The sequence below is a fragment of the Paenibacillus sp. FSL H7-0323 genome (assembly GCF_038002725.1).
Taxonomy (GTDB): Bacteria; Bacillota; Bacilli; order Paenibacillales; family Paenibacillaceae; genus Paenibacillus_AQ; species Paenibacillus_AQ odorifer.
The window spans coordinates 6,763,315-6,790,135 of the sequence record NZ_JBBODB010000001.1; the positions used below are offsets into that span (position 1 = coordinate 6,763,315).

Below are 26,821 nucleotides of genomic sequence, written 5' to 3' on the forward strand. Positions count from 1 at the left end.
TGTTTTATGGAAATATTACGAAAAAACAGAGCGATAAAGCCCATTCCTCAGGACGCCAAACCTAAAAATACCAAGTTAGTGATTAAGAAGGATTTGAAAAAGAACTGGTTTGTCTATCTGTTGGCTGTCCCTGTTGTAGCGTGGTTCCTGATTTTCTGCTACGGGCCGATGTGGGGGGTTATGATCGCCTTCAAGGATTTTAAACCCCTGCTGGGGTTTGGCCAGAGCGAGTGGGTAGGGTTTAAGCACTTTATTGATTTTTTCCAAGGGCCTTATTTCTGGCGGGTCGTTAAAAACACCCTTCTCCTCAATGTTTGGGGGATTGCCTTTGGATTTACAGCCCCGATTATTCTGTCCTTGATGCTGAACGAAATCCGTGGGGTTAAGTTTAAAAAAGTGGTCCAAACGATCACCTATATGCCGCACTTTATATCCCTGGTGGTGGTATGCGGGATCATTCATATCTTTGCCGCAGATGAAGGGATTATCACGCAAATCCTGCAATTTATTACCGGAAAAGAGTACTCTTCACTGCTCGGCTACTCTTCGTTCTTCCGGCCGATTTATACCTTCTCCGGCATTTGGCAGAGCATCGGCTGGGATAGCATCATCTACCTTGCGGCGATGAGTTCCATTGATACTTCATTATATGAAGCTGCTGAAATTGACGGAGTGGGACGGATTAAAAAAATGTGGCATATTACGCTGCCGCAGATCAGCCCAGTTATCATCATTCTGTTTATTTTTGCCATCGGCGGGTTGATGTCGTCCGGGTACGAGAAGATTATCCTGCTGTACAATCCTCTGATCTATGATACGGCGGATGTTATTGCCTCTTACGTGTATCGTCGCGGTTTAAGAGAAGCCAGTCTTAGTTATTCCACGGCTGTGGGCTTGGTCAGCTCAATCGTTAACTTCGGACTGCTCTGGATGACCAATACAATAGCCAAACGCAGGTCCGAGGTCAGCTTATGGTAAGAAAGAGGGACAGCTATGAAAGATAATTTGCAGCGTAAAGCGAAAAAAAGACGAAAACATAAATCCATCGGTGACAGAGTATTTGACGGAACACTTTATACTCTGCTGACCGCATTAACCTTGGTGTGTTTTTATCCGATCCTGCACATCCTGTTTGCCTCCGTCAGCGACCCCGGCATGTTGATTGCTCATAAAGGCATTTTGCTGAAACCGCTGGGATTCACTTTGGATGGCTATAAGCTGGTATTTAAAGATAACAGTCTGATCAACGGCTATAAAAACACGATTATATATGTAGGATTAGGCACATTAGTCAACATGATCATGACCATTCTGGGAGCTTATGTATTATCCAGACGAGGATTGTATTTCAAAAACTTCATCATGATCCTGATTACAATCACCATGTTTTTTGGCGGCGGGTTGATTCCTTGGTTCTTATTAATGAAGGATATAGGTCTGTACAATAATTTGTGGGCCATGATTTTGCCAAGTGCTTTAAGCACATGGAACATTATTATCCTACGAACTAGCTTTCAAGCCATTCCGCAGGAATTGGAAGAAGCGGCTACCATAGACGGGGCAAGTCAGGCCCATATTTTAACGAATGTGATTCTTCCGCTGTCCAAAGCTACGCTGGCCGTAATCTTTTTATACTATTTAGTGGGGAACTGGAACTCATGGTTTAATGCGATGGTGTTGTTGAAGGACAGACAGCTGTTCCCACTGCAGCTATTAATGAAGGAAATATTAGTAGCTAATGATGCAACCGCAACCTCGATCGGCAGTGCAGGCGGGGTAGTCATCGATAGTGCCCAGAGCCAGACGGCTTTCCGCGAGCTGGTTAAGTATTGTGCGATCGTCGTTTCTACGCTTCCTATATTAATGGTATATCCTTTCTTGCAAAAATATTTTGTTAAAGGTGTTTACGTAGGTTCGATTAAAGGATAGCGGGCAAAAAAACAAGTTCATCTTATATAGAAATTATTTAATAGGAGTGAAGTACACCATGTTGACAGAAGCAAGCAGCACATCCGTTCCACGTCCAGAATATCCAAGACCCCAATTTGCCCGTAAGGATTGGCTTAGCCTAAATGGAGAATGGGATTTTACGTTTGATGATGAAGATGTCGGTGAGGAAGAACAATGGTATCGGACGGACACAAAGGGTTTATTTTCACGGGTTATTCAAGTGCCCTTTGCGTTTCAGAGCAAGCTGAGCGGGATTGAAGATCCTTCATTTCATGATGTTGTGTGGTATAGAAGAACTTTTGAAGTTCCTGAGGGTTGGAATGGGAAGCGGATTGTCCTCCATTTCGGCGCCGTTGATTATTTGGCAAAAGTCTGGGTGAATGGTCAGCTGGTGGCCGTGCATGAAGGCGGACATACACCATTTCAGGTCGATATCACTCCTTCGCTGCTCAAAGGAAGGAATACCATCATACTGCGCGCAGAGGATTTCAGCCGTGATGTCACCTTGCCGCGTGGCAAGCAATATTGGCTGGAGCAGTCTGCTGCCATCTTTTATACCCGCACAACCGGAATCTGGCAGAGTGTCTGGCTTGAACCGCTGTCTGCAGTGCATCTGAGTAAAACCATGATGACACCAGATATTGACCGCAATGAAATCCGGCTTCGGACCTTTCTGCAAGGATTTAAGTCTGCTGATCCGCTCAAGCTGCGCATAACGGTATCGTATGACAGTGAAGTAATTGCGGAAGATCAATATATGGTCATGAATGGTGAGCAGCTGCGCACTATCGGCTTGGGTGATTTTGCGGATCATGGTCTTGGACGTTTATGGAGCCCTGAGCATCCGAATTTGTATGATATTCAATTTCAATTGCTTCGGAATGAGGAAGTAATTGACGAAGTGGCGAGTTATTTCGGCATGCGCAAGGTGTCGATTGAAAATGGCAAGCTATGCTTGAATAACCGCCCATATTTCCAGAGACTGGTGCTGGATCAGGGGTACTTCCCTGACGGGATACTAACCGCACCTACAGACGAAGAGCTGAAACGGGATGCCCAGCTGACGAAAGAAATGGGCTTTAACGGGGTGAGAAAACATCAGAAGACAGAAGATCCCCGGTTCCTGTATTGGTGTGATAAGCTCGGCCTGCTGGTATGGAGTGAGGCAGCCAATGCTTACGAATATTCCGAGGAGTATGTCCGCCGCTTCACGAAGGAATGGCAGGAGATCATCGAGCGCGACTATAACCATCCTTGTATTGTGACCTGGGTTCCGCTTAATGAGAGCTGGGGTGTTCCCAATGTCCAGATTGATACACGCCAGCAGCAGCACGGATTGGCTATGTATCATTTAACGAAATCCTTGGATGAGATGAGAACTGTTGTGTATAACGATGGGTGGGAGCATATGACTACAGATTTGGTGACTATTCATGACTATGAGAGCCATCAGGCAGTGCTGGAGGAGCGATATGCCACGGCAGAATCTTCTGTAAATGCGATGCCGGCCAACCGCAAAATATTTGTCGGTGGAGCTTCGTATCAAGGCCAGCCGATTCTCGTATCCGAGTTTGGTGGAATTGCCTTCAAGAAAAGTGAGTGGGAGGGCTGGGGTTATTCTGGGGCAGAGAATGAAGAGGATTTCCTGATGAAGCTCAAGGCTGTGGTTGACCCGATGTTCACTTCCCCGGTGATCCAAGGGTATTGCTATACCCAGCTGACGGATGTCGAGCAGGAAATCAACGGACTGCTCACCTATGATAGACAGCCCAAAGCTCCGCTTGAAGCGATCCGCAACATTATGATGCATATCCAATAAATAACATTTACTAAAGGGAGTTACACCATGACACAACAAGCAACGCTTCCGCGTCCTGAATATCCCCGCCCTGACTTTGTTCGACCAGAGTGGATCAATCTGAACGGCCAGTGGCAATTCGAAATTGATCATGGCAAAAGTGGGAAGGAGCGCGGATACCCTGTTAACGATCATAATCTCTCAGGGACAATTACTGTGCCCTTCTGTCCGGAAAGCAAGCTGTCCGGTGTAGAATATAAAGATTTTATGGCTGCAGTATGGTATAAAAGGGAATTTACCGTACCGGAGAGCTGGACAAATGGCAGAGTTATCCTTCATTTTGGCGCCGTTGATTATATGGCGGAGGTCTGGGTGAACGGCGTATCCGTAGGTACGCATCGCGGAGGATATACTCCGTTTAGCTTTGATATTACTTCTAATCTTTTAGCGGGCAGTAATGTGATTACTGTCTATGCTGAAGACGACGTTCGATCGGGACGACAGCCACGGGGCAAGCAGAGTGAACAGTTCCATTCGCACGGCTGTGATTATACACGCACTACAGGAATCTGGCAGACGGTATGGCTTGAGCAAGTCCCTGAAACCTATCTGTCTAATCTGAAAGTTGTCGCTGATCCCGACAATGGCTGTGTGCACCTAGAAATGAAGGTACAAGGGAACGCAGCGGGGGACACGCTTAGGGCCACTGCTCTTTATGGCGGCAAACCCGTTGGGGACAGCAGTGTGATCGTTTCCGGACCCTCTATAAAACTTACAATTCCGCTATCAGAGATTCACTTGTGGGAAGTTGGAAACGCCAGATTGTATGACCTGAAGTTGTCCTTGCATAGTCAGGGACGGGAGAGTGACGTGGTCCATTCTTATTTTGGACTCCGCACGGTACGACTGGATGGGATGGCATTCCGGATCAATGGGAAATCCGTATTTCAGCGGTTAGTTCTGGATCAAGGTTTTTATCCGGAGGGAATCTATACCGCTCCTACTGATGAAGATCTGCGCAGAGACATCGAAATCTCAATAGGGCTTGGCTTCAATGGCGCGAGGCTTCACGAGAAGATCTTTGAACCGCGTTATCTTTATTGGGCTGACCAATTAGGTTATCTTGTCTGGGGAGAGCATGCCAATTGGGGGCTGAATATTACTGGAGCGGATAGCCTGACTCACTTCCTGCCGGAATGGCTCGAAGGTATGCAGCGTGATTTCAATCATCCCGCGCTGATCGGCTGGTGCCCTTTTAATGAGACCTGGGACCGGGACGGTGCGAAACAGCATAACCCCGTGCTCCAGATTGTTTACGACGTAACAAAACGTATGGATCCAACACGTCCAGTAATTGATACAAGCGGCAACTTCCATGTGGCTACAGATATCTTCGATCTTCATGACTATGACCAGAATCCGCAGACGTTCCGGGACAGATATGAACCGATGAAAAGTGGCGGAGAAGTATTCAATACCTTCCCGGATCGCCAAACGTATGAAGGTCAACCTTACTTCATCAGCGAGTATGGCGGAATTTGGTGGAACCCGCAGCAGAAAGATGAAAAATCATGGGGGTATGGGGACAGACCGACCTCAGAGCAAATGTTTATCGAACGCTACGAGGGGTTGACGAATGTTCTATTGGATCATCCGCTGATGTTTGGATTCTGCTATACCCAGCTGTACGATGTGGAGCAGGAAGTCAATGGACTGTACACTTATGACAGACAGCCGAAGTTCGACCCCGAGCGAATCCGCGGCATCAATGCGCGTAAGGCTGCAATTGAAGATTAGAGGCGCTACGTAACTATTCATTCGAAAGGAATGTGATAGATTATGAAAGTGAATTTCCGGCAAAAATGTCTGGTCGCCTTAAGTGTTCTTCTTATTCTTCCAATGGGGAAGGTGACCCTAGCTGTCTCTGATCATAATGACTTTTACAACGTGGTTATGCAGGACGGGGCGGACCCATGGGTGTATAAACATACAGATGGCTTCTATTATTTCACCAAAACAACAGGTGGCAATGTTACCCTCTGGAAGTCAGCCCAGTTGACCACTATTGATGCAGCGCCTACTAAAGTTGTCAACACGGGCGGTAGCGGCATCTGGGCGCCTGAGCTACATTATATAAACGGAGCTTGGTATATCTACTATGCGATGGACGACGGAGATAACGTAAACCACCGCATGCATGTAATGGAGAACACAGCGGCAGACCCGATGCAGGGAACTTGGCAGTACAAAGGCCAGATCACAGATTCAAGCAATAAGTGGGCTATAGACGGTACTGTGCTGCAAGTGAACGGCGAGCTGTATTTTATCTGGTCCGGCTGGGAGGGGAATGTTAATGTGCGGCAGAATCTCTATATCGCGCATATGAGTAATCCCTGGACCATTGATTCCGAACGCGTAGAGATTTCAAGACCAGCGTATAGCTGGGAAACGAATCATTCCCCAAATGTGAATGAAGGACCACAGGTGATTATAAATGGAGAAGTCATTAGTTTGGTCTACTCGGCAAGCGGAAGCTGGACTAATGATTATTGTCTGGGACTGATCACCGCAGACATCTCCAGTGATCTGTTGAATCCGGCATCATGGAATAAACGCAATCAGCCTATCTTTTCCTCAGGCAATGGACTTTATGGACCTGGACACCATTCGTTTACAAAGTCTCCTGACGGCCAAGAGGATTGGATCATGTACCATGTCGCCAAATACAATAACGCTGGCTGGAACCGCGAGGTGCGGATGCAGAAATTCAGCTGGAATGCTGATCATACACCTAATCTGGGTATTCCCGTTGACCCTAATCTTCCGATAACTTTGCCTTCAGGTGAAACCATGCATACCCGCTACGAAGCGGAAAAAGGGACATTTGGCGGCGATGCCTATGCCTCTTCGAGTCCCAAGGGCTCGGCTGGACTTAAGGCGGGTCATATTGATACGCCGGACAGTTACGTGGAATTTTCGGTTGATGCGGCAGCCGCAGGCGAGTATATTCTTTTGGCTCGAACGGCGAATGGAACGTCTGGCGGGAATTGGTCGAATTTTCAGCTTAGTGTCAATGCAGGACCTGCCAGCCCATTCTATATCACCAATAAAGGGTGGGAGAATTGGGGGCTGTCCACAGCCCGGGTTCAACTGAAGGCAGGCATGAACAAGCTTCGTTTTACCAAAGGCGAAGGTTACGGAGAAATTGATTTCATTGATATTAAGCCATTGTGAATCGAACAAACCTAAGAGACATATGAAATGGCTTCCGGTTTTCCGGAGGTCATTTCTAGGTGAAAGGGCTTGTAGGTGTAATTGTTTTTCATCTCATTAAGAAGTAAGATTAGGATAATTATTAGGATACAAGGAGAGCTGATTTGTGCTGGAACTTAGCTTAAACGACCCGGAAAAATTAGTCACAGTAACGCATGCTTTATCAACTCGTTCTAGGGTTGATATTCTTCGGCTCTTAAACTCCAAAAACTTAAATATTATTGAAATCGCTGAGAGGCTGAAGCTTCCAGTGTCGACGGTAGCAAGCAATATTAAAGTATTAGAAGCAGCAGAGTTAATTCATACAGAATTGCTTCCGGCTTCACGCGGGGCAATGAAAGTTTGCAGCCGGAATTATGATGATCTTCATATTGCCTTGAATTTGAAAGAACCGATGTCAAAGGGATTAACTCATGTCTATGAAGTAGAGATGCCGATCGGCCATTATAGCGACTGTGAGGTATCTCCTACTTGCGGAATGGCTAATAGCGAGGGTCTTATTATCAAAGAAGATGAACCGTCGAGCTTTTATCACCCTAAACATGTCAACGCTCAGCTGATCTGGCTCCGCAAAGGATTTCTGGAATATTTGCTGCCTATGGATATCCCCTCCGGAGCACAAATTGAATCGCTGGAATTATCCATGGAGATCTGTTCGGAAGCTCCGAATTATGACCAGAACTGGCCTTCGAACATCTCTGTATGGGTGAATGGATCGGAGATCGGCATGTGGACCAGTCCCGGTGATTTCGGTGACCGGCGGGGCAAGCTGAATCCGAACTGGTGGTGGGATGGATCTACACAATACGGGTTTCTCAAGACCTGGCGTGTTGACCATGAAAAGACGACACTTGATATGGAGAAGGTGTCGAATGTTTCCTTAAATGATCTTCTGATTAACCGGAGCCCCAAATTGCGGCTGCGCATTGGAATCAACCCTGATGCAGTTCATCAAGGCGGACTTAACCTGTTCGGGCGCCAGTTTGGCGATTATGAACAACATATTATGATGAAGGTAAAATATACCATGGATCAGGATGAAGTAGAACTTTAGCTTAGGAGATGAACAAAGCAAGGCGGTTCCTCGGAAACGAATCTTCGTATCCAAGGAACCGCCTTGCTTTGTTTGTTCTGGATGTAAAGCTAGAGTGTGCGCCGTAGGGCGGCACGCTGAAGGGTGATCATCCAGTCAACGGACGGCTCAACCAGCGGGTGAAAGAGCCGTTTAACGGACGGCTGAGCCAGCAATACGGTGAATAATACGGCGGTGAGCAGCAGGACTACTGCCCCAGCAGCATTGCCAATATAGGTGTAAATCCCGGAAACGGCAGCCAGACGAACGATAAAACCATGAAGCAGGAAAACATACAACGTGCGGCGCCCCCAGTCGGTCATGCGGCTCGCTCCGTAAGGTACGAGGCCGAGGAAAGTGAGTGAAGCGACAATTTGTAGTCCGTACAGTCCCAGACGGTATACGCCTGCATACCATACATTGGCATCAAGCTGCATATAGGTCATGCTGCCATATAACCAGCCAAAGGGAAATCCTGCCCCCCATGCGGCCATGACGGCAAGGAGTAGAATGGAGGCGGCTGCTGCAAAGATTTTGATATATTTCTGATAGAGCTTGACGAAGGTTTCGAAGGAGAAATGATAGCCGATAATGAAAAAAGGCAAATATACAAAGGTACGGCTGATGCTAAACCATACACCGTCCAGCTGGAGATATCCGACAGCCACCCCCGCTGTTACAGCGAAGAGGAGCTTAGCGGTTATGGACCATCTGCTCATACCGAGCATCAGGAGGCGCCAGCAGGCATGACTGGCCAGAAACCATAGGAGCAGATAGGGTGCGAAAATGGAATGCTGGATGTTGCTTACATGAAAGAGGGAAACGTCGAGTGCGGAATATAAGCTTTGAAAAATGAGGTATTGCAATCCAATTTGCAGCAGCATTTTGCGGCCGGTAGTTCCGGCAAGGCTTTTTCTGGCGAAATAGCCGGTCACCAGTACGAACAGCGGCATGTGAAAGCTGAAAATCCACATATATAATCCGTGTATTCCGCTCATTTTGTTAATCAGAGGTTCAATTGCATTACCGGCAAAAACAGTGATAATAAGCATAAAACGCAGGTTGAGAAAAAAGGTTTCTCCGCGCGTTTCCAGCGAGTTTTCCCCTACCATGATTTAGCCTCCAAATTATGCTGTATGCAAATTAATTTAATTTTAAAGTACTAGATTTTCTTTGATTTAATTGTGAATTAAGTCACAATAGAAAGCGTTATCATGTGTGCGAAATGTGGCGATGTGTTGAAGGTTGTTAGAATAGAGGGATTCCACTATAATTTTTATATGCATTAACATCTGGGAGTGGAACATGTTGAAGAGAAGAATAACTAAGCGTCGCGTCGCTATTTTTGTATTGATTATTTTAGTTGTAGCCGGGTTGCTGATATGGAAGTATTTAACGCCATATGCACCGGCTCAAGAAGCCGAAACCGCACTGATTTCAAGTGGTGGAGTTACCGTCGAACAGAATGATAATTGGATTTCGTTCGAACCTTCCATTACTAAAGGCGCCTCGATTATATTTTATCCTGGGGCTTTGGTTAAACCGGAAGCTTACTCCCCTCTTGCGAAGAGCGTCGCTGCTGCAGGGCATCCCTTCTACATCGCCAAAATGCCGTTTAATTTAGCCGTAACGAAGGGGGATGCTGCAGAAGAGATTATTCGTGTGCATCCGAAGCAATCTTTTGTGCTGGGTGGACATTCACTTGGGGGTGTCATGGCCTCACGTTACGCAATTGAGCATACGGACCAGCTGGAAGGTGTATTTTTCTTAGCCTCTTATCCAGATGAAAAGGGCAGTCTGCGAGAGACTACTTTGTCAGTGTTGTCGGTTGTGGGTACTGAGGATCAAGTGATTGACAGAGACAGCTACAACAAAGGGCGCTCCTATCTGCCAGATAATACAGTTTATAGTTCAATTATAGGTGGGAATCATGCGCAATTTGGCAGCTACGGGCCTCAGAAGGGGGACGGCGAAGCCACAATATCCGAGGAAGAACAGCAGAGTCGCACAGTAAGTGCCCTGTTGGATTGGCTGGGAAATCTGAGGTAGTTACGGGTCATTCAACAGAGGGAGGAAACAATTCATGCCCATATTACACGTTAACGATGAATGCGTTCCCTGCTCCGGAATATTGTTTGATAAAGACGGGACAATACTCGATCTATTAGCCACCTGGGGGAATTGGGCGGAGCTTGTGCTGCGTGGACTGGAAGATCAACTTGCGATCATGGGAGCGGGATTTATTGTAGAGCGCAGCAAGGTGCTGGGTACGCAACATGATCCGCAAGGGAAGTTAATAGGGTACGACCCGGCGGGGCCGCTTACCATGGCTACAGAAGAAGAAAGTTACGGTGTACTCGCATGGCAGCTATATGCAGCAGGAGTTCCTTGGAATGAAGCGCTGACCCGTGTGAAAAGCATAACTAAAAACGCGATGTATGAATTACGCCGACGCCGTATGGCACAGCCTTTAGCGGGACTTCATTCTTTTTTGGAGCAATGCTCTGCGGCATCCCTTAAGCTTGGCGTGGTTACCTCCGACGGGGCAAAGACCACCGGAGAGCATTTGGAATGGCTTAATGTGGCAGGCTATTTTGATTCGGTAGTTACTAGGGACAGAGTAAAAAACGGAAAACCAGCTCCTGAAATGGCTGAATTGGCCTGCCGGGAGTTAGGGCTTTCGCCTGAAGAGACGATTATTATTGGGGACAGTAATGCCGATATGCAATTAGGTAAAGGTGCAGGGCTTCGCCTCGCAATTGGGATTTCCGCCAGTGGTGATGGGGAGCACCTTATAGATGCAGATGTAATCATTTCCGGTTTTAATGAGCTTCGGATCACTTACTGATCAGCTAATAAAAGGAAAGGATGTGCTACTTAGCATGGATCAATTGCAGACACTTGCTTCTTGGATCAAAGAAAGTGACAATATCGTTTTTTTCGGAGGGGCGGGTACGTCTACAGAGAGTGGAATTCCTGATTTCCGCTCCGCAGCTGGATTATATCAAACTCAGCACAATTCACCTTATCCACCTGAAGTGATGCTGAGCCGCACTTTTTTTATGTCCTCACCGGACATTTTTTTTGATTTTTACCGCAGTAAAATGATTCATCCAGAGGCCCGTCCGAATGGTGCGCATCAGCTACTAGCGGAGTTGGAACAGCAGGGGAAGCTGAAAGCGGTGATTACGCAAAATATTGACGGCCTGCACCAGCAGGCGGGCAGCCGTAGTGTCCTTGAGCTGCATGGTTCGATCCATCGCAACTATTGTATGGACTGCTCACGGTATTACGGGCTGGATCAACTGCTGGAAATGACTGAGATCGTTCCTCGCTGCCCGGAATGTGGCGGAATTATCAAGCCGGATGTGGTTTTATATGAAGAAGAATTGGATCACTCCGTGCTTATGGGCTCTGTCGCAGCGATTGCCTCTGCAGATATGCTTATTATTGGTGGAACCTCGCTAACGGTTCAGCCTGCGGCCAGTCTGGTGACTTATTTCCGGGGCAAACGTACGGTGCTGCTGAACGGAGATCCCACACCTTATGATGATCAGGCGGATCTGCTGATTACAGATCGAATTGGAAAAGTAATGGGCAGTGTCAAGGATCTATTAAGCTAGAAGAAAAAAGCTGTCCTTTGGTTTCTCTTGCCAGATTATTATTACGCTCAGAAGTTTAAAGATAAGGTAGGCTCACAACAGCGTGTAATGAGAGGCAGGGATAAGCAATGGTATATGTAGCAGACGATAAACGGTATGACAACATGCGTTATAATCGTTGCGGGAACTCAGGTCTCAAGCTCCCAGCAATCTCATTAGGATTATGGCAGAATTTTGGTGGGATCGATAATTACGAGAACGGCAGAGAAATGATCACTCGTGCTTTTGATCTTGGAATTACCCATTTTGATCTGGCCAACAACTATGGTCCACCTGCTGGTTCAGCAGAAGAGCTGTTCGGTAAAGTTCTTGCCAATGATATGTTTCCTTATCGTGATGAAATAGTGATCTCTACAAAAGCAGGGTATAACATGTGGTCCGGCCCTTATGGCGAATGGGGTTCACGTAAATATATGCTGGCTAGTCTGGATCAGAGCCTGAAGCGGCTAGGCCTAGATTATGTTGATATTTATTACTCTCATCGTCCAGACCCGGAAACACCGCTTGAAGAAACCATGCAGGCGCTGGATTATGCGGTACGTTCTGGCAAAGCTTTATATATAGGACTATCCAACTATAATGCGGAGCAGACGGCTGAAGCCCTCAGTATTCTAAAAAGCCTGGGCACACCGCTCTTAATCCATCAGCCTAGTTATTCTATGCTCGATCGTTGGATTGAGGGCGGCTTACAGGATGTACTGGAACATAGTGGTGTAGGAAGCATCGCTTTTACACCCCTGGCTGAAGGCTTGTTAACCAACAAATATTTGAATGGTATTCCAGAAGGGTCAAGAGCTGCCAAGCCGTCTGCCGCCTTGAATGAGAGCCGAATTACACCGGAGGTGCAGCGGAGGATTCGCGCACTTAATCAGCTTGCGGTTTCGCGAGGACAGAGTCTGGCTCAGTTTGCACTGGCTTGGACACTCCGGGGTGGTAAGGTTACTTCTGCCCTAATTGGAGCAAGCAGAGTGGATCAGATTGAAGAGAATATAGCTGCTTTAGCTAATCCTGATTTCAGTCCGGAGGAGTTAGAGCGGATTGAAACGATTCTAAAGACAGAACTATAGCATATTGAACACAGTAACAGCCCGGTTCCTTACGTTAAGGAAGGCGGGCTGTTGTTGTATAGTGCATTTATGGATTAAAGGGCAGACTAACGTTCAGGTTTCTCTGCTTGTCTCGTTGTAGTCATCCGGTAAGCCGTCGGTGACTGGGCACAAAACCGTTTGAATTGGCGAGAGAAGTATAAAGCATCGGTGAGCCCCACAGATGCTGCTACCTGTTCCACGGACAGCTCCGGTCGTTCACGCAGCAGTTGTCTGGACTTTTCAATCCGCAGCTTCAGCAAGTAGGTCACCGGAGATAATCCGGTCTCTTGCTTAAATACACGGGACAGGTAGGCTCGATTATAACCCAGCGTATCACACATTTGTTCAATAGAGACCGGGTGCGCATATTGAGATGCCATGTAGTGGATCATTTGCTTCACAGTACGCTTAACCTGTGATTCTGCGCCGGGAAGACGAGAGAAGGAAGAGAGCAAATCAGCTGCTTCGCCGACAATGAGATAGAGATAGCCAAGCGAAGTCAGATGGGCACTCTCTTTGTTGGCGTTGAAGGCTTGCATGATGCTGGACAGGGCACCTGGAATGAGGCTTTCACCTGTTGTAGTCACCACAGGCTGTTGTGGTGTGAACCCTGTCTGCAGCACCAGATCGTCAGCTTCGCTGCCAGTAAAAGCTGCCCAGCGATAGCACCAGGGCTGGTCTTTATCCGAGACGTAACTGACTAATTGTCCCGGATGGATCAAGAAGCAGTCCCCTTTACCCAACTCATATTTATGATGTTCTGTACGGAAAACGCCCGATCCAGATTCTATGAAATGCAGCAGATAATAATCATAGATCTTGGGTCCAGCTTGATGCATGGGCAGGGTCTGACTCTGGCCGGCAAACAGTACATGAAGGTTCTGTTTATCGTAATACACTGGATTGGATCCTACGGAATAAGTATGCTCCATTTGGGACAGCCTTTCTTGTGTTAATGTCATTTAATGGCTTATAGTTTAGAGAGTAACAGTAATATATGTAATTATTATATTATGGGAAGTCACATTTATCCATACATTACACACATGATTGCATTATCAGAGGATGAATGAATCTATTATAATGAGTACATAAAGAACGCTTTACTAATTCCCACTGGCTGAAGCAGCGAAAGGATGGAGTGGCATTAATGAGCATACAGGAACTTAATAACAAATTTATTGAAAAATATGGGGTGAGCGAGGAAGAGGCTAAGGTGTTTTATGCACCAGGTCGTGTCAATCTCATCGGAGAGCACTTGGATTATAACGGCGGGTATGTACTTCCCGCAGCTTTGGAATTCGGTACAACGCTGATTGTGCGTCCACGTAGTGACAGCAAAGTGAATTTTGCATCAACTAATTTTCCTTACGAAGCTTCTATTGATTATAGCGAAATTGGCAAGGCCAAAACGGGTGAATGGATTGACTATCCGATTGGGGTAATGGTTGAGCTGGATAAGAAAAGCACCCCAGTATCCAAAGGGTACGATCTGCTGTTCCATGGCGATATTCCGAATGGAGCAGGCTTGTCCTCCTCGGCCTCTCTTGAAGTCGTTACTGCTTATGCGTTCCTGACTCTCGAAGGTGGCGATACAGACACTGTAGAGATTGCACTTTTGTCCCAGCGTGCTGAGAATCAGTATGTAGGTGTAAACTCCGGAATAATGGATCAGTTCGCAGTTGCTAACGGCAAACGCGATCATGCGATCCTGCTGATGTGCGACACACTTGAGTACAATTTGGTACCGTTCATCACAGGTTCATACAAATTGGTTATCGGCAACACGAACAAACGCAGAGGGCTTGTAGATTCCAAGTACAATGAACGCCGTCAGCAGTGTGATGAGGCATTGGCTATTTTGCAAAAAGAAGTGCCTTCACTAGCTTATCTGGCACAGCTTAATCGTGAACAGTTCGAAGCACATCAAGATAAAATCACAGACGAAATTGTAAGACGCCGCGCTCGCCATGTTGTGGAAGAGAACCAACGCGTGCTAGATTCCGTTGAGGTATTAAAAAACAATGATCTGAAGCAGTTTGGACAGTTTATGAATGATTCGCATGCGTCCTTGCGCGATTTGTATGAAGTTAGCTGTGCAGAGCTTGATATTATGGTTGAAGAAGCTGGGCGCATCCCAGGTACACTCGGTTCCCGTATGACTGGCGCGGGTTTCGGAGGTTGTACAGTATCTTTGGTACATGAAGATGATATAGAACGTTTTATTCGTGAAGTTGGTGAAGCCTATACCACAAGATCTGGTTTGGTTGGCGAGTTCTACGTTTGCGGCATCGGTAATGGTGTCCAAGAATTGAAGGGAGTGTAATCAGATGGCGATTTTAGTAACAGGTGGAGCAGGGTATATTGGGTCTCATACTGTAGCGGAGCTGCTGGATCGTGGCGAAGAAGTGGTGGTCATCGACAATCTGCTAACAGGGCATCGTGAGGCACTGCTGGGTGGCAAGCTGTACGAAGGTGATCTGCGTGATAAAGAACTGCTGGGTAAGCTGTTCGCTGAAAATGAGATTGAAGCGGTTATCCATTTTGCTGCAAGCTCTTTGGTCGGAGAAAGCATGAAGGACCCTGTAAAATATTACGACAACAACGTATATGGTACACAATGTCTTCTAGAAGCTATGCAAAAAGCGGGCGTGAACAAGATCGTATTCTCGTCCACTGCCGCAACCTACGGCGAACCGGAAAAGGTGCCGATTGAAGAAACAGACCGCACTGAACCAGCCAATGTGTATGGAGAAACTAAGCTGACCATGGAACGGATGATGGCTTGGTTTGACAAAGTACTGGGCATCAAATACGTAGCATTGCGTTACTTCAATGCAGCTGGCGCACATGCCAGTGGCAAAATCGGTGAAGACCATCGTCCAGAAAGTCATTTGGTGCCGCTGGTATTGCAAACGGCCTTGAAGCAACGTGACAGTATCGCAGTTTTCGGAGACGACTATCCTACAGAAGACGGTACTTGTGTGCGCGACTACATCCATGTCAGCGATCTGTCTGACGCCCATGTCCGTGCGGTAACTTATCTGCGCAGCGGAAGCAGCAGCAATATTTTCAACCTGGGCAATGGACTTGGATTCTCGGTAAAACAGGTGATTGAAACAGCGAAGAAGGTTACTGGACTTGAAATTCCTGTAGTCATTCAAGAACGCCGTGCCGGCGATCCGGCTGTGCTGGTAGCTTCCTCCGACAAAGCGCGTAGCGTCCTTGGATGGAACCCGCAGCATGCAGATTTGGAAGATATCATTCAAAGTGCATGGAACTGGCACTCTGCCAATCCGCAAGGATACGGAGAATAAGGGACTTTAGGTTAGCTTATCTTGAACTTGAGACCCTACTTAAGGAGAATTAAAATGCACAACGAGAATAAGATTACACCTGCTGGCCAGAAAGCATTACATGCGATTGAGCAGCTTGTTCTGTTCGCACTGCGCCAGCAGCTTATAGCTCCATCCGATGAAGATTATAGCCGTAATGTGCTGCTCGAACAGTTTGGTTTCAGTGAGCCGCATGTAGGTGATATCGATCAAAGTCCATTGGAAGGGCCGCAGGCTCCACTCGATGCACTGATTGATTATGGTTTTGAAATCGGATTGATCCCAGAGAATAGTGACACTTACCGTGACTTGCTGGATGCCAAGATTATGGGACTTCTCATGGCCCGTCCTTCGGATGTAAATGCTGAGTTCTATAGTCTGACCGCTGAAAAAGGCATCTCCGCGGCTACAGACCGTTTTTATAAATTGAGCATTGATTCGAACTATATTCGGATGGATCGGATCTCGAAGAATGTCTACTGGCTGCAGGATTCGCCGTACGGAGACATTGAAATGACGATCAATTTGTCCAAGCCTGAGAAAAATCCGAAGGAAATCGCAATGGCTCGGCTGCTCCCGCCGCCAGTCTATCCGAAATGTCTGCTGTGCCGTGAGAATGTAGGTTATGCCGGACGGATCAATCATCCGCCGCGCCAGAACCTGCGTATCATTCCGCTTAACCTGAATAATGAAAAATGGTTCTTCCAATACTCGCCATATGTTTACTACAATGAGCACTGTATTGTATTCCATCATGATCATGTGCCAATGAAGCTTACCAAGGATACCTTGAAGCGGCTGCTTAGCTTCGTGGAATCATTCCCGCATTATTTTATTGGCTCCAATGCAGACTTACCGATTGTTGGCGGCTCTATTCTGACGCATGACCATTTTCAGGGCGGACGCCACACATTCCCGATTCAAAAAGCGCCTAAGGAAGATACATTTACACATGCTTCTTATCCGGGTGTCAGCATTAATATCGTAAAATGGCCGATGTCCGTATTGCGCTTAATTGGAGAAGATCCTGCGGTTCTATTGGAATGCGGAAATGCGCTTTATGAAGCTTGGAAAGCCTACAGCGATCCAGAGGCGGAAGTGCTAGCCTTTAGTGAGGTTGACGGTGAAGTACAACCTCATAATACCGTTACTCCTATCGTACGCCGGGCCGAGGACGGCAGCTTCGAGATGGATCTTGTGCTGCGGAATAACCGGACTAATGAGCAATATCCTGAAGGGATTTTTCATCCACACCGGGAAATGCATCATATCAAGAAAGAAAACATCGGCTTGATTGAAGTTATGGGACTGGCGATTCTGCCGGGCCGTTTGAAGGAAGAACTCGATTCCATCGCAGGTATTCTTGCAGGAGATCAAGCGCTGTTAGAAGCGGTGAAGAATGACCCTAGTCATTCTCTTGCGCAGCATGCGGCTTGGATTCAGGAGCTGGTGGAGCGATTCGGAACTGCACTGCAACACGAGGAAGCGCTCAAGATTGTGCAGAACGAAGTTGGCATCAAGTTTACGCATATTCTTGAACACGCTGGCGTTTACAAACGGACTCCAGAAGGTCAAGCAGCTTTCCGCCGTTTCGTAACAAGCTTCGGTGCTTTGTAGTAAGTGAATTTGGATTTAAGGATGTCCTCTAGCCTATGGGCTTGGGGCATCTTTTTTTATTCAGAATGACGAAACGCAGCCACCTAATTTGAATGCAGGTAATCAGAGGTTTATAATACGAAGGAGTAAGACATTATGAATTAACTACTGGAGGTTTACACATATGCGTAAATTTGAATTTTATAATCCTACCAAGCTGATTTTTGGACAGGGTACCCTTGAAGCCTTGAAGACGGAGGTGCCTAAGTACGGTAAAAATGTGCTTTTGATGTACGGTGGCGGCAGTATCAAGCGCAGTGGTCTGTACGATAAAGTAGTTGCTGAGCTGAGTTCAATAGACGCTACAGTGACTGAACTCTCTGGAGTAGAACCCAATCCACGTCTTTCCACAGTACATAAAGGCGTAGAGCTGTGCCGGGAGCATAATATTGACCTGGTTCTTGCAGTAGGGGGCGGAAGCGTATTGGACTGCGCAAAAGCTGTTGCTGTTGGAGCGAAATATGATGGTGATATGTGGGACTTTGTAGAGCGTAAAGCAGCGGCTCAAGACGCGCTTCCACTGGGTACAGTGCTGACAATGGCTGCTACGGGTTCCGAAATGAATAATGGCTCCGTAATCACAAACGAGGTTACTAAGGAAAAAATGGGCTGGGGCAGCGTGCATGCCTACCCGGCATTCTCGATTCTTGATCCAGAGAACACTTTTTCTCTGCCACGTGATCAGACCGTTTATGGCATGGTGGACATCATGTCACATGTACTGGAGCACTATTTCCATACAGACGGCAATACACCGGTACAAGACGGGTTCTGTGAAACTTTGCTGCGCACTGTAATTGAAACCGCGCCGAAGCTTATCGAAGATCTGAACAACTACGAGCTGCGTGAGACCATTATGTACTGCGGTACGATGGCGCTTAACGGAATGGTCAGCATGGGTTTTGCCGGAGATTGGGCGACTCATAATATCGAGCATGCAGTGTCGGCTGTATACGATATTCCGCATGGCGGAGGTTTGGCGATTCTGTTCCCGCAATGGATGAAATATAATCTCAGCACAAACCCTGCGCGTTTCCGTCAGCTTGCAGTAAATGTGTTCGGAGTTGAACCTGCTGGCAAAACTGATGAAGAAATCGGGCTGGAGGGTATTGAGGCTCTGCGTAATTTCTGGGATTCCATCGGTGCGCCGAAGACGCTCGGAGATTATGATATTGATGACAGCGAGATCGGCAGTATGGCTGACAAGGCTGTTCGTTTCGGAGCGTTTGGTAATTTCCGCAAGCTTGAGCGTGAAGATGTAGTTGAGATTTATAAAATGGCTTTGTAAGTAATTCTTCTACGAAAAGAGACCATTTGTCTTTATTCTAGAAGTCGCAATAGAATGTCAAAGAAGCGATTCCTCCGTTATGGAAGAATCGCTTCTTTGTATTTATGTTCTAGTGTGACTTGCTCCTCTTGCTATACTTTTCGGTCGCTCTCATCCCAAGATTTCGCTGCCGCTGGCCGAACCTCCGCTGCCGCTGGCCGAACCTCCGCTGCCGCTGGCCATACCTCCGCTGCCGCTGGCCGTACCTCCGCTGCCGCTGGCGTACCTCCGCTGCCGCTGGCCGAAACTCCGCTGCCGCTGGCGAACCTCCGCTGCCGCTGACCGCACCTTCGCTGCGGCTGGCTGGACCTGCACTGCCGCTGGCCGCACCTGCACTGCCGCTGACCGCACCTGCAGTGCCGCTGACCGCACCTGCACTGCCGCTGACCGAACATCACTGCCGCTGACCGAACATCACTGCCGCTGACCGTACCTCCGCTGCTGCTGTCCGTACCTCATCTATCACTGTTCGCACCCGTAATCTAATCCGTCGACCGTCCTCCAGAGTCTTACGGACCCAGCTGACGTTATCTGTGAATTTTCAGCCTTTTGAGCAAGTTTTCGGACACCAGAGACACTATTGCTTCGAAATGGTCTTATATTTGCTGTTTTTCATGCCAATAGGGGCTATGCGGTCCGATAGCATACCAAATGTCGGAAAAATCGGCGAATAGGGTCTGCTGAGTCCGATGGGCCGAGGTGCGAAAGCAGCATAGCCTCTTCATATGCGCGAGAGTGTTACCCAACCAACTAGGGTTTGTAAGATCCCCACACGACTGATTCCTCTACCAATACACGCCTACCCTACGGACCCAGCTGACGTTATATGCGAATTTTCAGCCTTTTGAGCAAGTTTTCGGACACCAGAGACACTATTGCTTCGAAATAGCCTCATATTTGTTGTTTTTCATGCCAATAGGGACTATGCGGTCCGATAGCATACCAAATGTCGGATAAATCGGCGAATAGGGTCTGCTGAGTCCGATAGGCCGAGGTGCTGAGGCGCCGAGGTGCGTAAGCAGCATAGCCTCTTCATATGCGCGAGAGTGTTACCCAACCAACTAGGGTTTGTAAGATCCTCTCACGACTGATTCCTCTACCAATACACGGGTACCCTACGGACCCAGCTGACGTTATATGCGAATTTTCAGCCTTTTGAGCAAGTTTTCGGACACCAGAGACTCTATTGCTTCGAAATGGTCTCATATTTGCTTATTTTCATGCCAATAGAGACTATGCGGTCCGATAGCATACCAAATGTCGGATAAATCGGCGAATAGGGTCTGCTGAGTCCGATGGGCCGAGGTGCGAAAGCAGCATAGCCTCTTCATATGCGCGAGAGTGTTACCCAACCAACTAGGGTTTGTAAGATCCCCACACGACTGATTCCTCTACCAATACACGCCTACCCTACGGACCCAGCTGACGTTATATGCGAATTTTCAGCCTTTTGAGCAAACTTTCGGACACCAGAGACACTATTGCTCCGAAAGGGTCTTATATTTGCTGGTTTTTATGCCAATAGGGACTATGCGGTCCGATAGCATACCAAATGTCGGATAAATCGGCGAATAGGGTCTGCTGAGTCCGATAGGCCGAGGTGCCGAGGCGCGAAAGCAACATAGCCTCTTCATACGTGCGAGAGTGTTACCAACAAAAATCCGTGCTCCACCAACTATTGAACGGCCTTTAGGACAGCCCCAGCACATGTAATAAAATAGTGCCAATGTGAGCATGCTTATCCTCTGAATGGAACTTATTTGGGTGAATATCCAAAGATTGTGAAACCAAGGACCTACTTTGTACGTTTAATGTAATATGACAGTCCTGATTGAAGACAGGAGGAAACAAAAATGCAAACGCTGTATTTAGGCTGCTTGGCGCTAGGCGTCATATTTGCCATAGTCAGCGTCCTGGTGGGCGATGTGATCGGAGATGCCTTGCATGGGGTCTTTGATTTCGTATCCGTAGATTTTCTGAATCCCACCGTACTGGCTGGAGGAATAACCGTGTTCGGCGGAGCGGGCATTCTTCTAACCCGGTACAGCGCTCTGGAAGCTGGGGCGATCATTGCTTTGTCTTTGTTAGCCGCCGCTTTTTTGGGAGTACTTATGTATCTAGGGGTGGTTAAGCCCATGGAAAAAAGCGAAATGTCCAATGGTTTCTCAATGAGTGATCTGCCTGGCAAGATCGGGGAAATCACAATTCCTGTTCCCGCCACTGGTTATGGTGAGATTATGGTAAAGTTTGGCGCCGGCAATAGCCTGCATACGGCAGCAAGCTTTGATCATGAGCTGCTTCCGGCAGGGATTAAAGTTGTTGTAGTGGAGGTTAGAGAAGGCGTTGCATTGGTGTCAGAATTCGAAAAGAGAAGAGGAGTGGATCTTTAATGTTCGGTATTCCTGAGTATTTGTTAGTCCCTGCTGTTGTCGTTGCTGTCTTGTTTGTGCTAGGTATCGCATTCTGGGCACGTTACAAAACGGTTGGACCCGATGAAGGGATGATCGTAACGGGGTCGTTCTTGGGGAAAAATCATATTTCAGACGATGGTTCTGGTCGTAAAATAAAGATTGTACGCGGGGGCGGGGCCTTTATACTCCCAGTCTTTCAGAAGGCTGAATTTATGTCGCTTCTTTCTCATAAACTCGATGTGACGACCCCGGAAGTATACACCGAACAAGGGGTTCCGGTTATTGCCGACGGCGTAGCGATCATTAAAGTGGGTAGCTCAACGGAAGATGTGGCGACAGCTGCTGAGCAATTTATGGGCAAACCGATTGAAGCACTGAAGAGCGAAGCACAAGAAGTTCTTGAAGGTCATCTGCGGGCCATTCTCGGTTCGATGACCGTTGAGGAAGTATATCGTAACCGTGACCGCTTTGCGCAAGAGGTTCAAGGCGTGGCGGCACGTGATCTTAAGAAAATGGGTCTGCAAATTGTTTCCTTTACCATCAAGGATGTGCGAGACAAACATGGATATCTAGAGGCACTGGGTAAACCGCGGATAGCTGCTGTGAAGCGGGATGCAGAGATCGCTGAAGCAGAAGCAGTGCGGGATGCGAGAATTCAAAAGGCAAACGCAGAAGAGCAAGGGCAAAAAGCTGAGCTGCTGCGGGATACGAATATTGCCGAAGCCTCCAAGGAAAACCAGCTTAAGGTGGCTGCGTTTAAACGGGATCAGGATACAGCGAAAGCGGAAGCCGATCAGGCTTATCATATTCAAGAGGCACGTGCAAAGCAGACCGTTGTTGAAGAACAGATGAAGGTTGAGCTGGTACGTAAGGAACGTGAAATCGATTTGCAAGCCAAAGAAATTCAAGTTCGCGAGAAGCAGTATGATGCTGAAGTGAAGAAAAAAGCAGAAGCGGATCGTTATGCAGTAGAGCAAGCGGCGGAAGCCGATAAGGCGAAGAGAATGCGTGAGGCAGATGCCTTGCAATATAGTATTGAAACGCAAGCTAAAGCGACATCTGAGCAGAAGCGTCTTGAAGGTCAAGCGATGGCGGATGCAGAGCTGGCTAAAGGTACAGCGGATGCTGAGGTTATCCGGTTGCGTGGTCTAGCGGAAGCAGAAGCCAAAGAGAAACTGGCGGAAGCTTTCCAGAAATTCGGCGAAGCAGCGGTGCTCGATATCATCGTCAAAATGCTGCCTGATTTGGCTGGCCAAATTGCGAAGCCGCTGGCATCTATTGATAAACTTACCGTTGTAGATACAGGTAACGGGGAAGGTGCAGCCCGGGTCAGCAATTATGTGACTCAGCTAATGTCCACCGCTCCAGAGATGTTGAAGAGCGTCTCAGGGATTGATGTAGAGGCACTGATCAAGGGGTTGACCTCTAAAGCTTCCGGAAGCAAAGGAGCATCAGTTACACCAGTCGCACCAGTCGCACCTGTTGTACCAGCTACACCTGCAACTTATATTCAGCCATCAGCAACATCTAGTACGGCCAGCGAGACTTTAACTTCTGTGCCTGAACAAAAGGAAAAATAGTTTAATGCAATTTATATGGTTTTAATTTACTTAAGGTATGACTGGCAAAGCTGCTGGTCATACCTTAATCTTTATGTTTTGATCTGTTTTGATCTAAATTAGACAACATGATAAAAAGCTCATGCGTTTACAGGTGATTTTTGATGAAGCTTTATAGCTTATCGGCATCCCGTGGGAATTATTGTATATATAGACATCGACGCTTTCACTGGTGTTTAAAGATTTTTTCAGGTAAAATAAAAGCCTTTAAGGCTGTTCACTCTGATCTACTAGCTTAGTAAGGACACAGAGTGTTCTTCTAATATGCAATTCTTGGTGTTATGATGGTAGCAAAGCTTGTATTCATCGTACGATTTCTTATTGCGTATGCTGCTGGAAGTTAGGTGTTTAGAAATAAAAGAGGTGTCAAAAATGAGTAGCATAACAGTGGCGAAGGTGTTGAATAACAACGTTATCATTGCCCAGCATCCTCAATATTCCGAGGTTGTAGTTATCGGTAAAGGGATAGGGTTTAACCGCAAGCTGCGGGATCAGATTAATCTATCCTCCGTGGAGAAGATGTTTATTCTTCGCAGCCAGGAGGAACAGGAACAATATAAACAGCTTCTTCCCCAAGTGGATGAGAAGTTGATTGAGGTCGTTCAAGAAATAGTATTACATATTATGCATTGTAGCCGTCAGCCGCTTAATGAGCATATTCACATTGCACTTACCGACCATATTTCCTTTGCTATCCGTCGTTTCGAACAAGATATCCCAATTCATAATCCATTTTTGTATGAAACTAAGGAGATTTATCCTGAGGAATATAAGATGGCAGAATATGCGATTGGACGGATCAATGAGGCTATGGGCGTGGAATTGCCGGTGGATGAGATAGGTTTTGTGGCTCTTCATATTGTCAGCGCACTTAGTAATAGGCAAATTTCCGAGGTTAGACAACATTCTCTCTTGATTGGAGAGCTGGTTGGGTTAGTCGAGAATTATCTGGACTATCGAATCCCACGTGATTCACTTGATTACTCAAGACTGGTAACACATCTGCGATTCGTTCTAGAAAGATTACGCCGCGGAGAGGCGGTACAAGAGACCTCAACCCTGGATGGACTCATGAAACGGGAGTATCCTGAGATGTATTCGTTGGCTTGGAAATTAACAAAAATTATCGAACAGCGTGTGCGAATTCCCGTGTATCAAGCTGAGGTAAGTTATTTGACGATTCACCTGCAGCGTATTGCCCAGAAAAAAGTGGACGAACAAGATATGGACAAGAATGGTGAAGCTCCTTAAAGTGCAAAAGTTGTAACAAATCATGGTTTCAAAAAAAACGCTTGCCACTTAAAAAAAACGATGCTACAATGTTCACTGTCATCAACAAAACAGAATATCGAGCGTGTAACTGATTCGATCAGGCATGAGTGAATTACAGTATTTTGGTTGTTAACCCCCTTCTTGGGGCAATCTAACGATAGCGTTAGATTACAACTCCTATACTGTGTTGCTCATGCCTTTTTTGGCATCTGTTTTAGTGAAATTAATGAAAGGAGTAACCTAAATGTTTAAAAAGTTGTTTGGTGTTTTACAAAGAGTTGGTAAAGCTCTGATGCTTCCAGTAGCTATTCTGCCTGCGGCAGGTTTGCTTCTTGGAATAGGAAACATGCTGGTAAACCCAGACTTCCTGCAATATGTTCCAGCACTGGAGAACCATGTTGTTCAGGCTGTTGCCAACGTATTGATGAACTCAGGACAAATTGTATTTGATAATCTAGCCTTACTCTTCGCGGTGGGGGTTGCGATAGGTTTAGCCGGCGGTGAAGGTGTTGCGGGTCTAGCTGCCATTATCGGTTTCCTCGTAATGAACATTACGATGGGTACAGTTATTGGCGTTAATGATTACGTCCTGAGCCAAGGCGACTTCTCGTATGCCAGCGTATTAGGGATTCCAACACTGCAAACAGGGGTGTTTGGAGGTATACTCGTCGGGATATTGGCTTCGGCCATGTACAAGCGATTCTTCAAAATTGAGCTTCCTTCTTACCTGGGTTTCTTCGCAGGTAAACGTTTCGTACCGATCATGACGGCGGTAACAGCTCTAATCTTGGGCTTGTTACTAACAATAGTATGGCCACCTATTCAACATGGTCTGAACTATGTGTCACAAAGTATGATTGATACGAACAAAACGCTTGCAGCGTTTATCTTCGGAACGATCGAGCGTTCGCTCATTCCTTTTGGACTGCATCACATTTTCTACTCTCCATTCTGGTATGAATTTGGTACCTACGTTGATAAAGCTGGAGAATTGGTACGTGGTGACCAACGGATCTTCATGCAGCAGCTTCGCGATGGAGTAGACTTCACAGCAGGGACATTTACTACAGGTAAATATCCATTCATGATGTTTGGTCTTCCAGCAGCGGCTTTGGCTATCTATCATGAAGCTAAACCTCAGAATAAAAAGATCGTCGGAAGTTTGATGATTTCCGCGGCATTGACATCGTTCTTGACAGGGATTACTGAGCCGCTCGAATTCTCGTTCCTATTCGTGGCTCCGTTGCTGTTCGCTGTACATGCTGTGTTTGCAGGTCTGTCCTTTATGACTATGCATATTCTGGATGTTAAAATCGGCATGACATTCTCGGGTGGCTTTATCGATTTTGTGCTCTTCGGTATTATCCCGAACCGTACAGCTTGGTGGCTGGTCATTCCGGTAGGTCTGGTCCTTGCCTTAATTTATTACTTCGGCTTCCGGTTTGTAATTCGGAAATTCAATCTTATGACACCGGGTCGTGAAGAAGATACGAATGAAGAAGAAGAAGTGAATACGGAGTCTGTCTCCAGAGCCGGTGATGATCTACCGCGGAACATTTTGTCCGCTCTAGGTGGTAAAGAAAACATCACTCATCTAGACGCTTGTATTACCCGCCTTCGTGTTGAAGTTAAAGATAAGGCAGGCGTAGACAAGAACCGTCTTAAGAAACTTGGTGCATCAGGTGTGCTGGAAGTGGGTAATAACGTTCAAGCGATTTTTGGCACACGTTCAGATACGATTAAATCGCAGATTCAAGATGTGATTAACGGAAAGACACCTGCAGCTTCAGCAGCTCCAGTAGTGGTTACTCCAGAGCCAGAAGAAGAACAACAGGCAGGTGAAGCTGGTGAAGCGATTATCAAGGAAGATATCGTATCTCCAGTAAACGGTGAATTGTTGGATATCACAGAGGTGCCAGATCCAGTATTCTCCCAAAAAATGACGGGCGACGGCTTCGCGTTCCTATCCGAAGATGGGAAGATTGCTTCACCGGTTTACGGTAAGGTATTTAACGTGTTCCCGAGCAAACATGCCATCGGTATTATGTCTGACGGAGGCAAGGAAGTGCTCGTTCATATTGGGGTTAATACGGTTAAGCTTAAAGGTCAAGGCTTCACGGTATTAGTTGAAGAGGGCGATCTTGTAGCGGCTGGACAACCGATTATGGAAGTGGATTTAGAGTATGTAAAAGCACATGCACCTTCTGTAATCTCACCTGTTATTTTCTCTAATTTACCAGAAGGCTCTTCTGTAACATTGAAGAAGCCGGGTAAGGTTTCTATAGGAGACCAAGACATCATTACGATTCAGTAAAAGTGCAAGGGCCGATGCTTCCTTGTTCATACAAGGAAGCGAAG

Annotated in this window: 21 protein-coding genes; 18 read left to right on the forward strand and 3 right to left on the reverse strand. The window is 46.9% G+C overall.

The window, feature by feature from the left end:
- Positions 1–6 precede the first annotated feature (6 nt).
- From MHH89_RS30075 to MHH89_RS30100, 6 genes are all read left to right on the forward strand, one after another.
- Positions 7–978, forward strand: coding sequence for an ABC transporter permease (locus MHH89_RS30075; protein ID WP_036680973.1), 972 nt, complete (start codon positions 7–9; stop codon positions 976–978).
- A 15-nt stretch (positions 979–993) separates the two neighbouring features.
- On the forward strand, positions 994–1,929 hold the full coding sequence (locus tag MHH89_RS30080; RefSeq protein WP_076126337.1) for a carbohydrate ABC transporter permease: 936 nt from the start codon (positions 994–996) through the stop codon (positions 1,927–1,929).
- A 58-nt stretch (positions 1,930–1,987) separates the two neighbouring features.
- Positions 1,988–3,769 (forward strand): glycoside hydrolase family 2 protein, encoded by a 1,782-nt coding sequence (locus tag MHH89_RS30085; protein ID WP_341088736.1) that lies wholly within the window; start codon positions 1,988–1,990, stop codon positions 3,767–3,769.
- 27 nt (positions 3,770–3,796) lie between these two features.
- Positions 3,797–5,545, forward strand: a complete 1,749-nt coding sequence (locus MHH89_RS30090) for a glycoside hydrolase family 2 protein (RefSeq protein WP_248547690.1) — start codon at positions 3,797–3,799, stop codon at positions 5,543–5,545.
- A 42-nt stretch (positions 5,546–5,587) separates the two neighbouring features.
- Positions 5,588–6,982 (forward strand): family 43 glycosylhydrolase, encoded by a 1,395-nt coding sequence (locus tag MHH89_RS30095; RefSeq protein WP_339172505.1) that lies wholly within the window; start codon positions 5,588–5,590, stop codon positions 6,980–6,982.
- Between the two features lie 145 nt (positions 6,983–7,127).
- A complete protein-coding gene (locus MHH89_RS30100; RefSeq protein ID WP_076126345.1) occupies positions 7,128–8,075 on the forward strand; it encodes an ArsR/SmtB family transcription factor in 948 nt (315 codons plus the stop codon).
- 89 nt (positions 8,076–8,164) lie between these two features.
- Here the strand turns inward: MHH89_RS30100 and MHH89_RS30105 are convergent, their stop codons facing one another.
- On the reverse strand, positions 8,165–9,205 hold the full coding sequence (locus MHH89_RS30105; RefSeq protein WP_076303830.1) for an acyltransferase family protein: 1,041 nt from the start codon (positions 9,203–9,205) through the stop codon (positions 8,165–8,167).
- Positions 9,206–9,398: 193 nt separating this feature from the next.
- Here MHH89_RS30105 and MHH89_RS30110 point away from each other — a divergent pair, with 193 nt between their 5' ends.
- The 4 genes from MHH89_RS30110 (at position 9,399) to mgrA (ending at position 12,822) form a co-directional block, all read left to right on the forward strand.
- Positions 9,399–10,142 carry an alpha/beta hydrolase gene (locus MHH89_RS30110; RefSeq protein ID WP_076126350.1) on the forward strand — a complete coding sequence of 248 codons (744 nt, stop codon included), beginning with the start codon at positions 9,399–9,401 and terminating at the stop codon, positions 10,140–10,142.
- A 34-nt stretch (positions 10,143–10,176) separates the two neighbouring features.
- Positions 10,177–10,941 (forward strand): HAD family hydrolase, encoded by a 765-nt coding sequence (locus MHH89_RS30115; protein WP_341088737.1) that lies wholly within the window; start codon positions 10,177–10,179, stop codon positions 10,939–10,941.
- 34 nt (positions 10,942–10,975) lie between these two features.
- Positions 10,976–11,716, forward strand: coding sequence for an NAD-dependent protein deacylase (locus MHH89_RS30120; RefSeq protein ID WP_076134068.1), 741 nt, complete (start codon positions 10,976–10,978; stop codon positions 11,714–11,716).
- Between the two features lie 107 nt (positions 11,717–11,823).
- Positions 11,824–12,822 carry an L-glyceraldehyde 3-phosphate reductase gene (gene mgrA, locus MHH89_RS30125; protein ID WP_341088738.1) on the forward strand — a complete coding sequence of 333 codons (999 nt, stop codon included), beginning with the start codon at positions 11,824–11,826 and terminating at the stop codon, positions 12,820–12,822.
- An 86-nt stretch (positions 12,823–12,908) separates the two neighbouring features.
- On the opposite strand, the gene MHH89_RS30130 is transcribed toward mgrA, so the two are convergent.
- Complete coding sequence (locus MHH89_RS30130) at positions 12,909–13,775, reverse strand: AraC family transcriptional regulator (RefSeq protein WP_076126358.1); 867 nt, start codon at positions 13,773–13,775, stop codon at positions 12,909–12,911.
- A 218-nt stretch (positions 13,776–13,993) separates the two neighbouring features.
- Here MHH89_RS30130 and MHH89_RS30135 point away from each other — a divergent pair, with 218 nt between their 5' ends.
- The 4 genes from MHH89_RS30135 to MHH89_RS30150 all read left to right on the forward strand — a co-directional run bounded on the left by MHH89_RS30135 (position 13,994) and on the right by MHH89_RS30150 (position 19,122).
- The gene (locus tag MHH89_RS30135) at positions 13,994–15,169 is read left to right on the forward strand and encodes a galactokinase (RefSeq protein WP_076303832.1); all 1,176 of its coding nucleotides are present in this window, start codon (positions 13,994–13,996) and stop codon (positions 15,167–15,169) included.
- A gap of 4 nt (positions 15,170–15,173) precedes the next feature.
- A complete protein-coding gene (galE, locus tag MHH89_RS30140; protein ID WP_341088740.1) occupies positions 15,174–16,160 on the forward strand; it encodes a UDP-glucose 4-epimerase GalE in 987 nt (328 codons plus the stop codon).
- A gap of 54 nt (positions 16,161–16,214) precedes the next feature.
- Complete coding sequence (locus MHH89_RS30145; RefSeq protein WP_341088742.1) at positions 16,215–17,795, forward strand: UDP-glucose--hexose-1-phosphate uridylyltransferase; 1,581 nt, start codon at positions 16,215–16,217, stop codon at positions 17,793–17,795.
- 163 nt (positions 17,796–17,958) lie between these two features.
- Positions 17,959–19,122 (forward strand): iron-containing alcohol dehydrogenase, encoded by a 1,164-nt coding sequence (locus MHH89_RS30150; protein ID WP_341088743.1) that lies wholly within the window; start codon positions 17,959–17,961, stop codon positions 19,120–19,122.
- Positions 19,123–19,272: 150 nt separating this feature from the next.
- Here the strand turns inward: MHH89_RS30150 and MHH89_RS30155 are convergent, their stop codons facing one another.
- The gene (locus MHH89_RS30155; RefSeq protein WP_341088745.1) at positions 19,273–19,491 is read right to left on the reverse strand and encodes a hypothetical protein; all 219 of its coding nucleotides are present in this window, start codon (positions 19,489–19,491) and stop codon (positions 19,273–19,275) included.
- 1,523 nt (positions 19,492–21,014) lie between these two features.
- On the opposite strand from MHH89_RS30155, the gene MHH89_RS30160 reads away from it, so the two are divergent.
- The 4 genes from MHH89_RS30160 (at position 21,015) to ptsG (ending at position 26,777) form a co-directional block, all read left to right on the forward strand.
- Positions 21,015–21,551, forward strand: a complete 537-nt coding sequence (locus MHH89_RS30160; protein ID WP_042186148.1) for a hypothetical protein — start codon at positions 21,015–21,017, stop codon at positions 21,549–21,551.
- Positions 21,551–23,152 (forward strand): flotillin family protein, encoded by a 1,602-nt coding sequence (locus tag MHH89_RS30165; RefSeq protein WP_339190219.1) that lies wholly within the window; start codon positions 21,551–21,553, stop codon positions 23,150–23,152. Before MHH89_RS30160 ends, MHH89_RS30165 begins: the two co-directional genes overlap by 1 nt.
- Positions 23,153–23,563: 411 nt before the next feature.
- On the forward strand, positions 23,564–24,442 hold the full coding sequence (gene glcT / locus MHH89_RS30170) for a glucose PTS transporter transcription antiterminator GlcT (RefSeq protein WP_076126370.1): 879 nt from the start codon (positions 23,564–23,566) through the stop codon (positions 24,440–24,442).
- Between the two features lie 265 nt (positions 24,443–24,707).
- Positions 24,708–26,777 (forward strand): glucose-specific PTS transporter subunit IIBC, encoded by a 2,070-nt coding sequence (gene ptsG, locus MHH89_RS30175; protein WP_076135917.1) that lies wholly within the window; start codon positions 24,708–24,710, stop codon positions 26,775–26,777.
- Positions 26,778–26,821 lie beyond the last annotated feature (44 nt).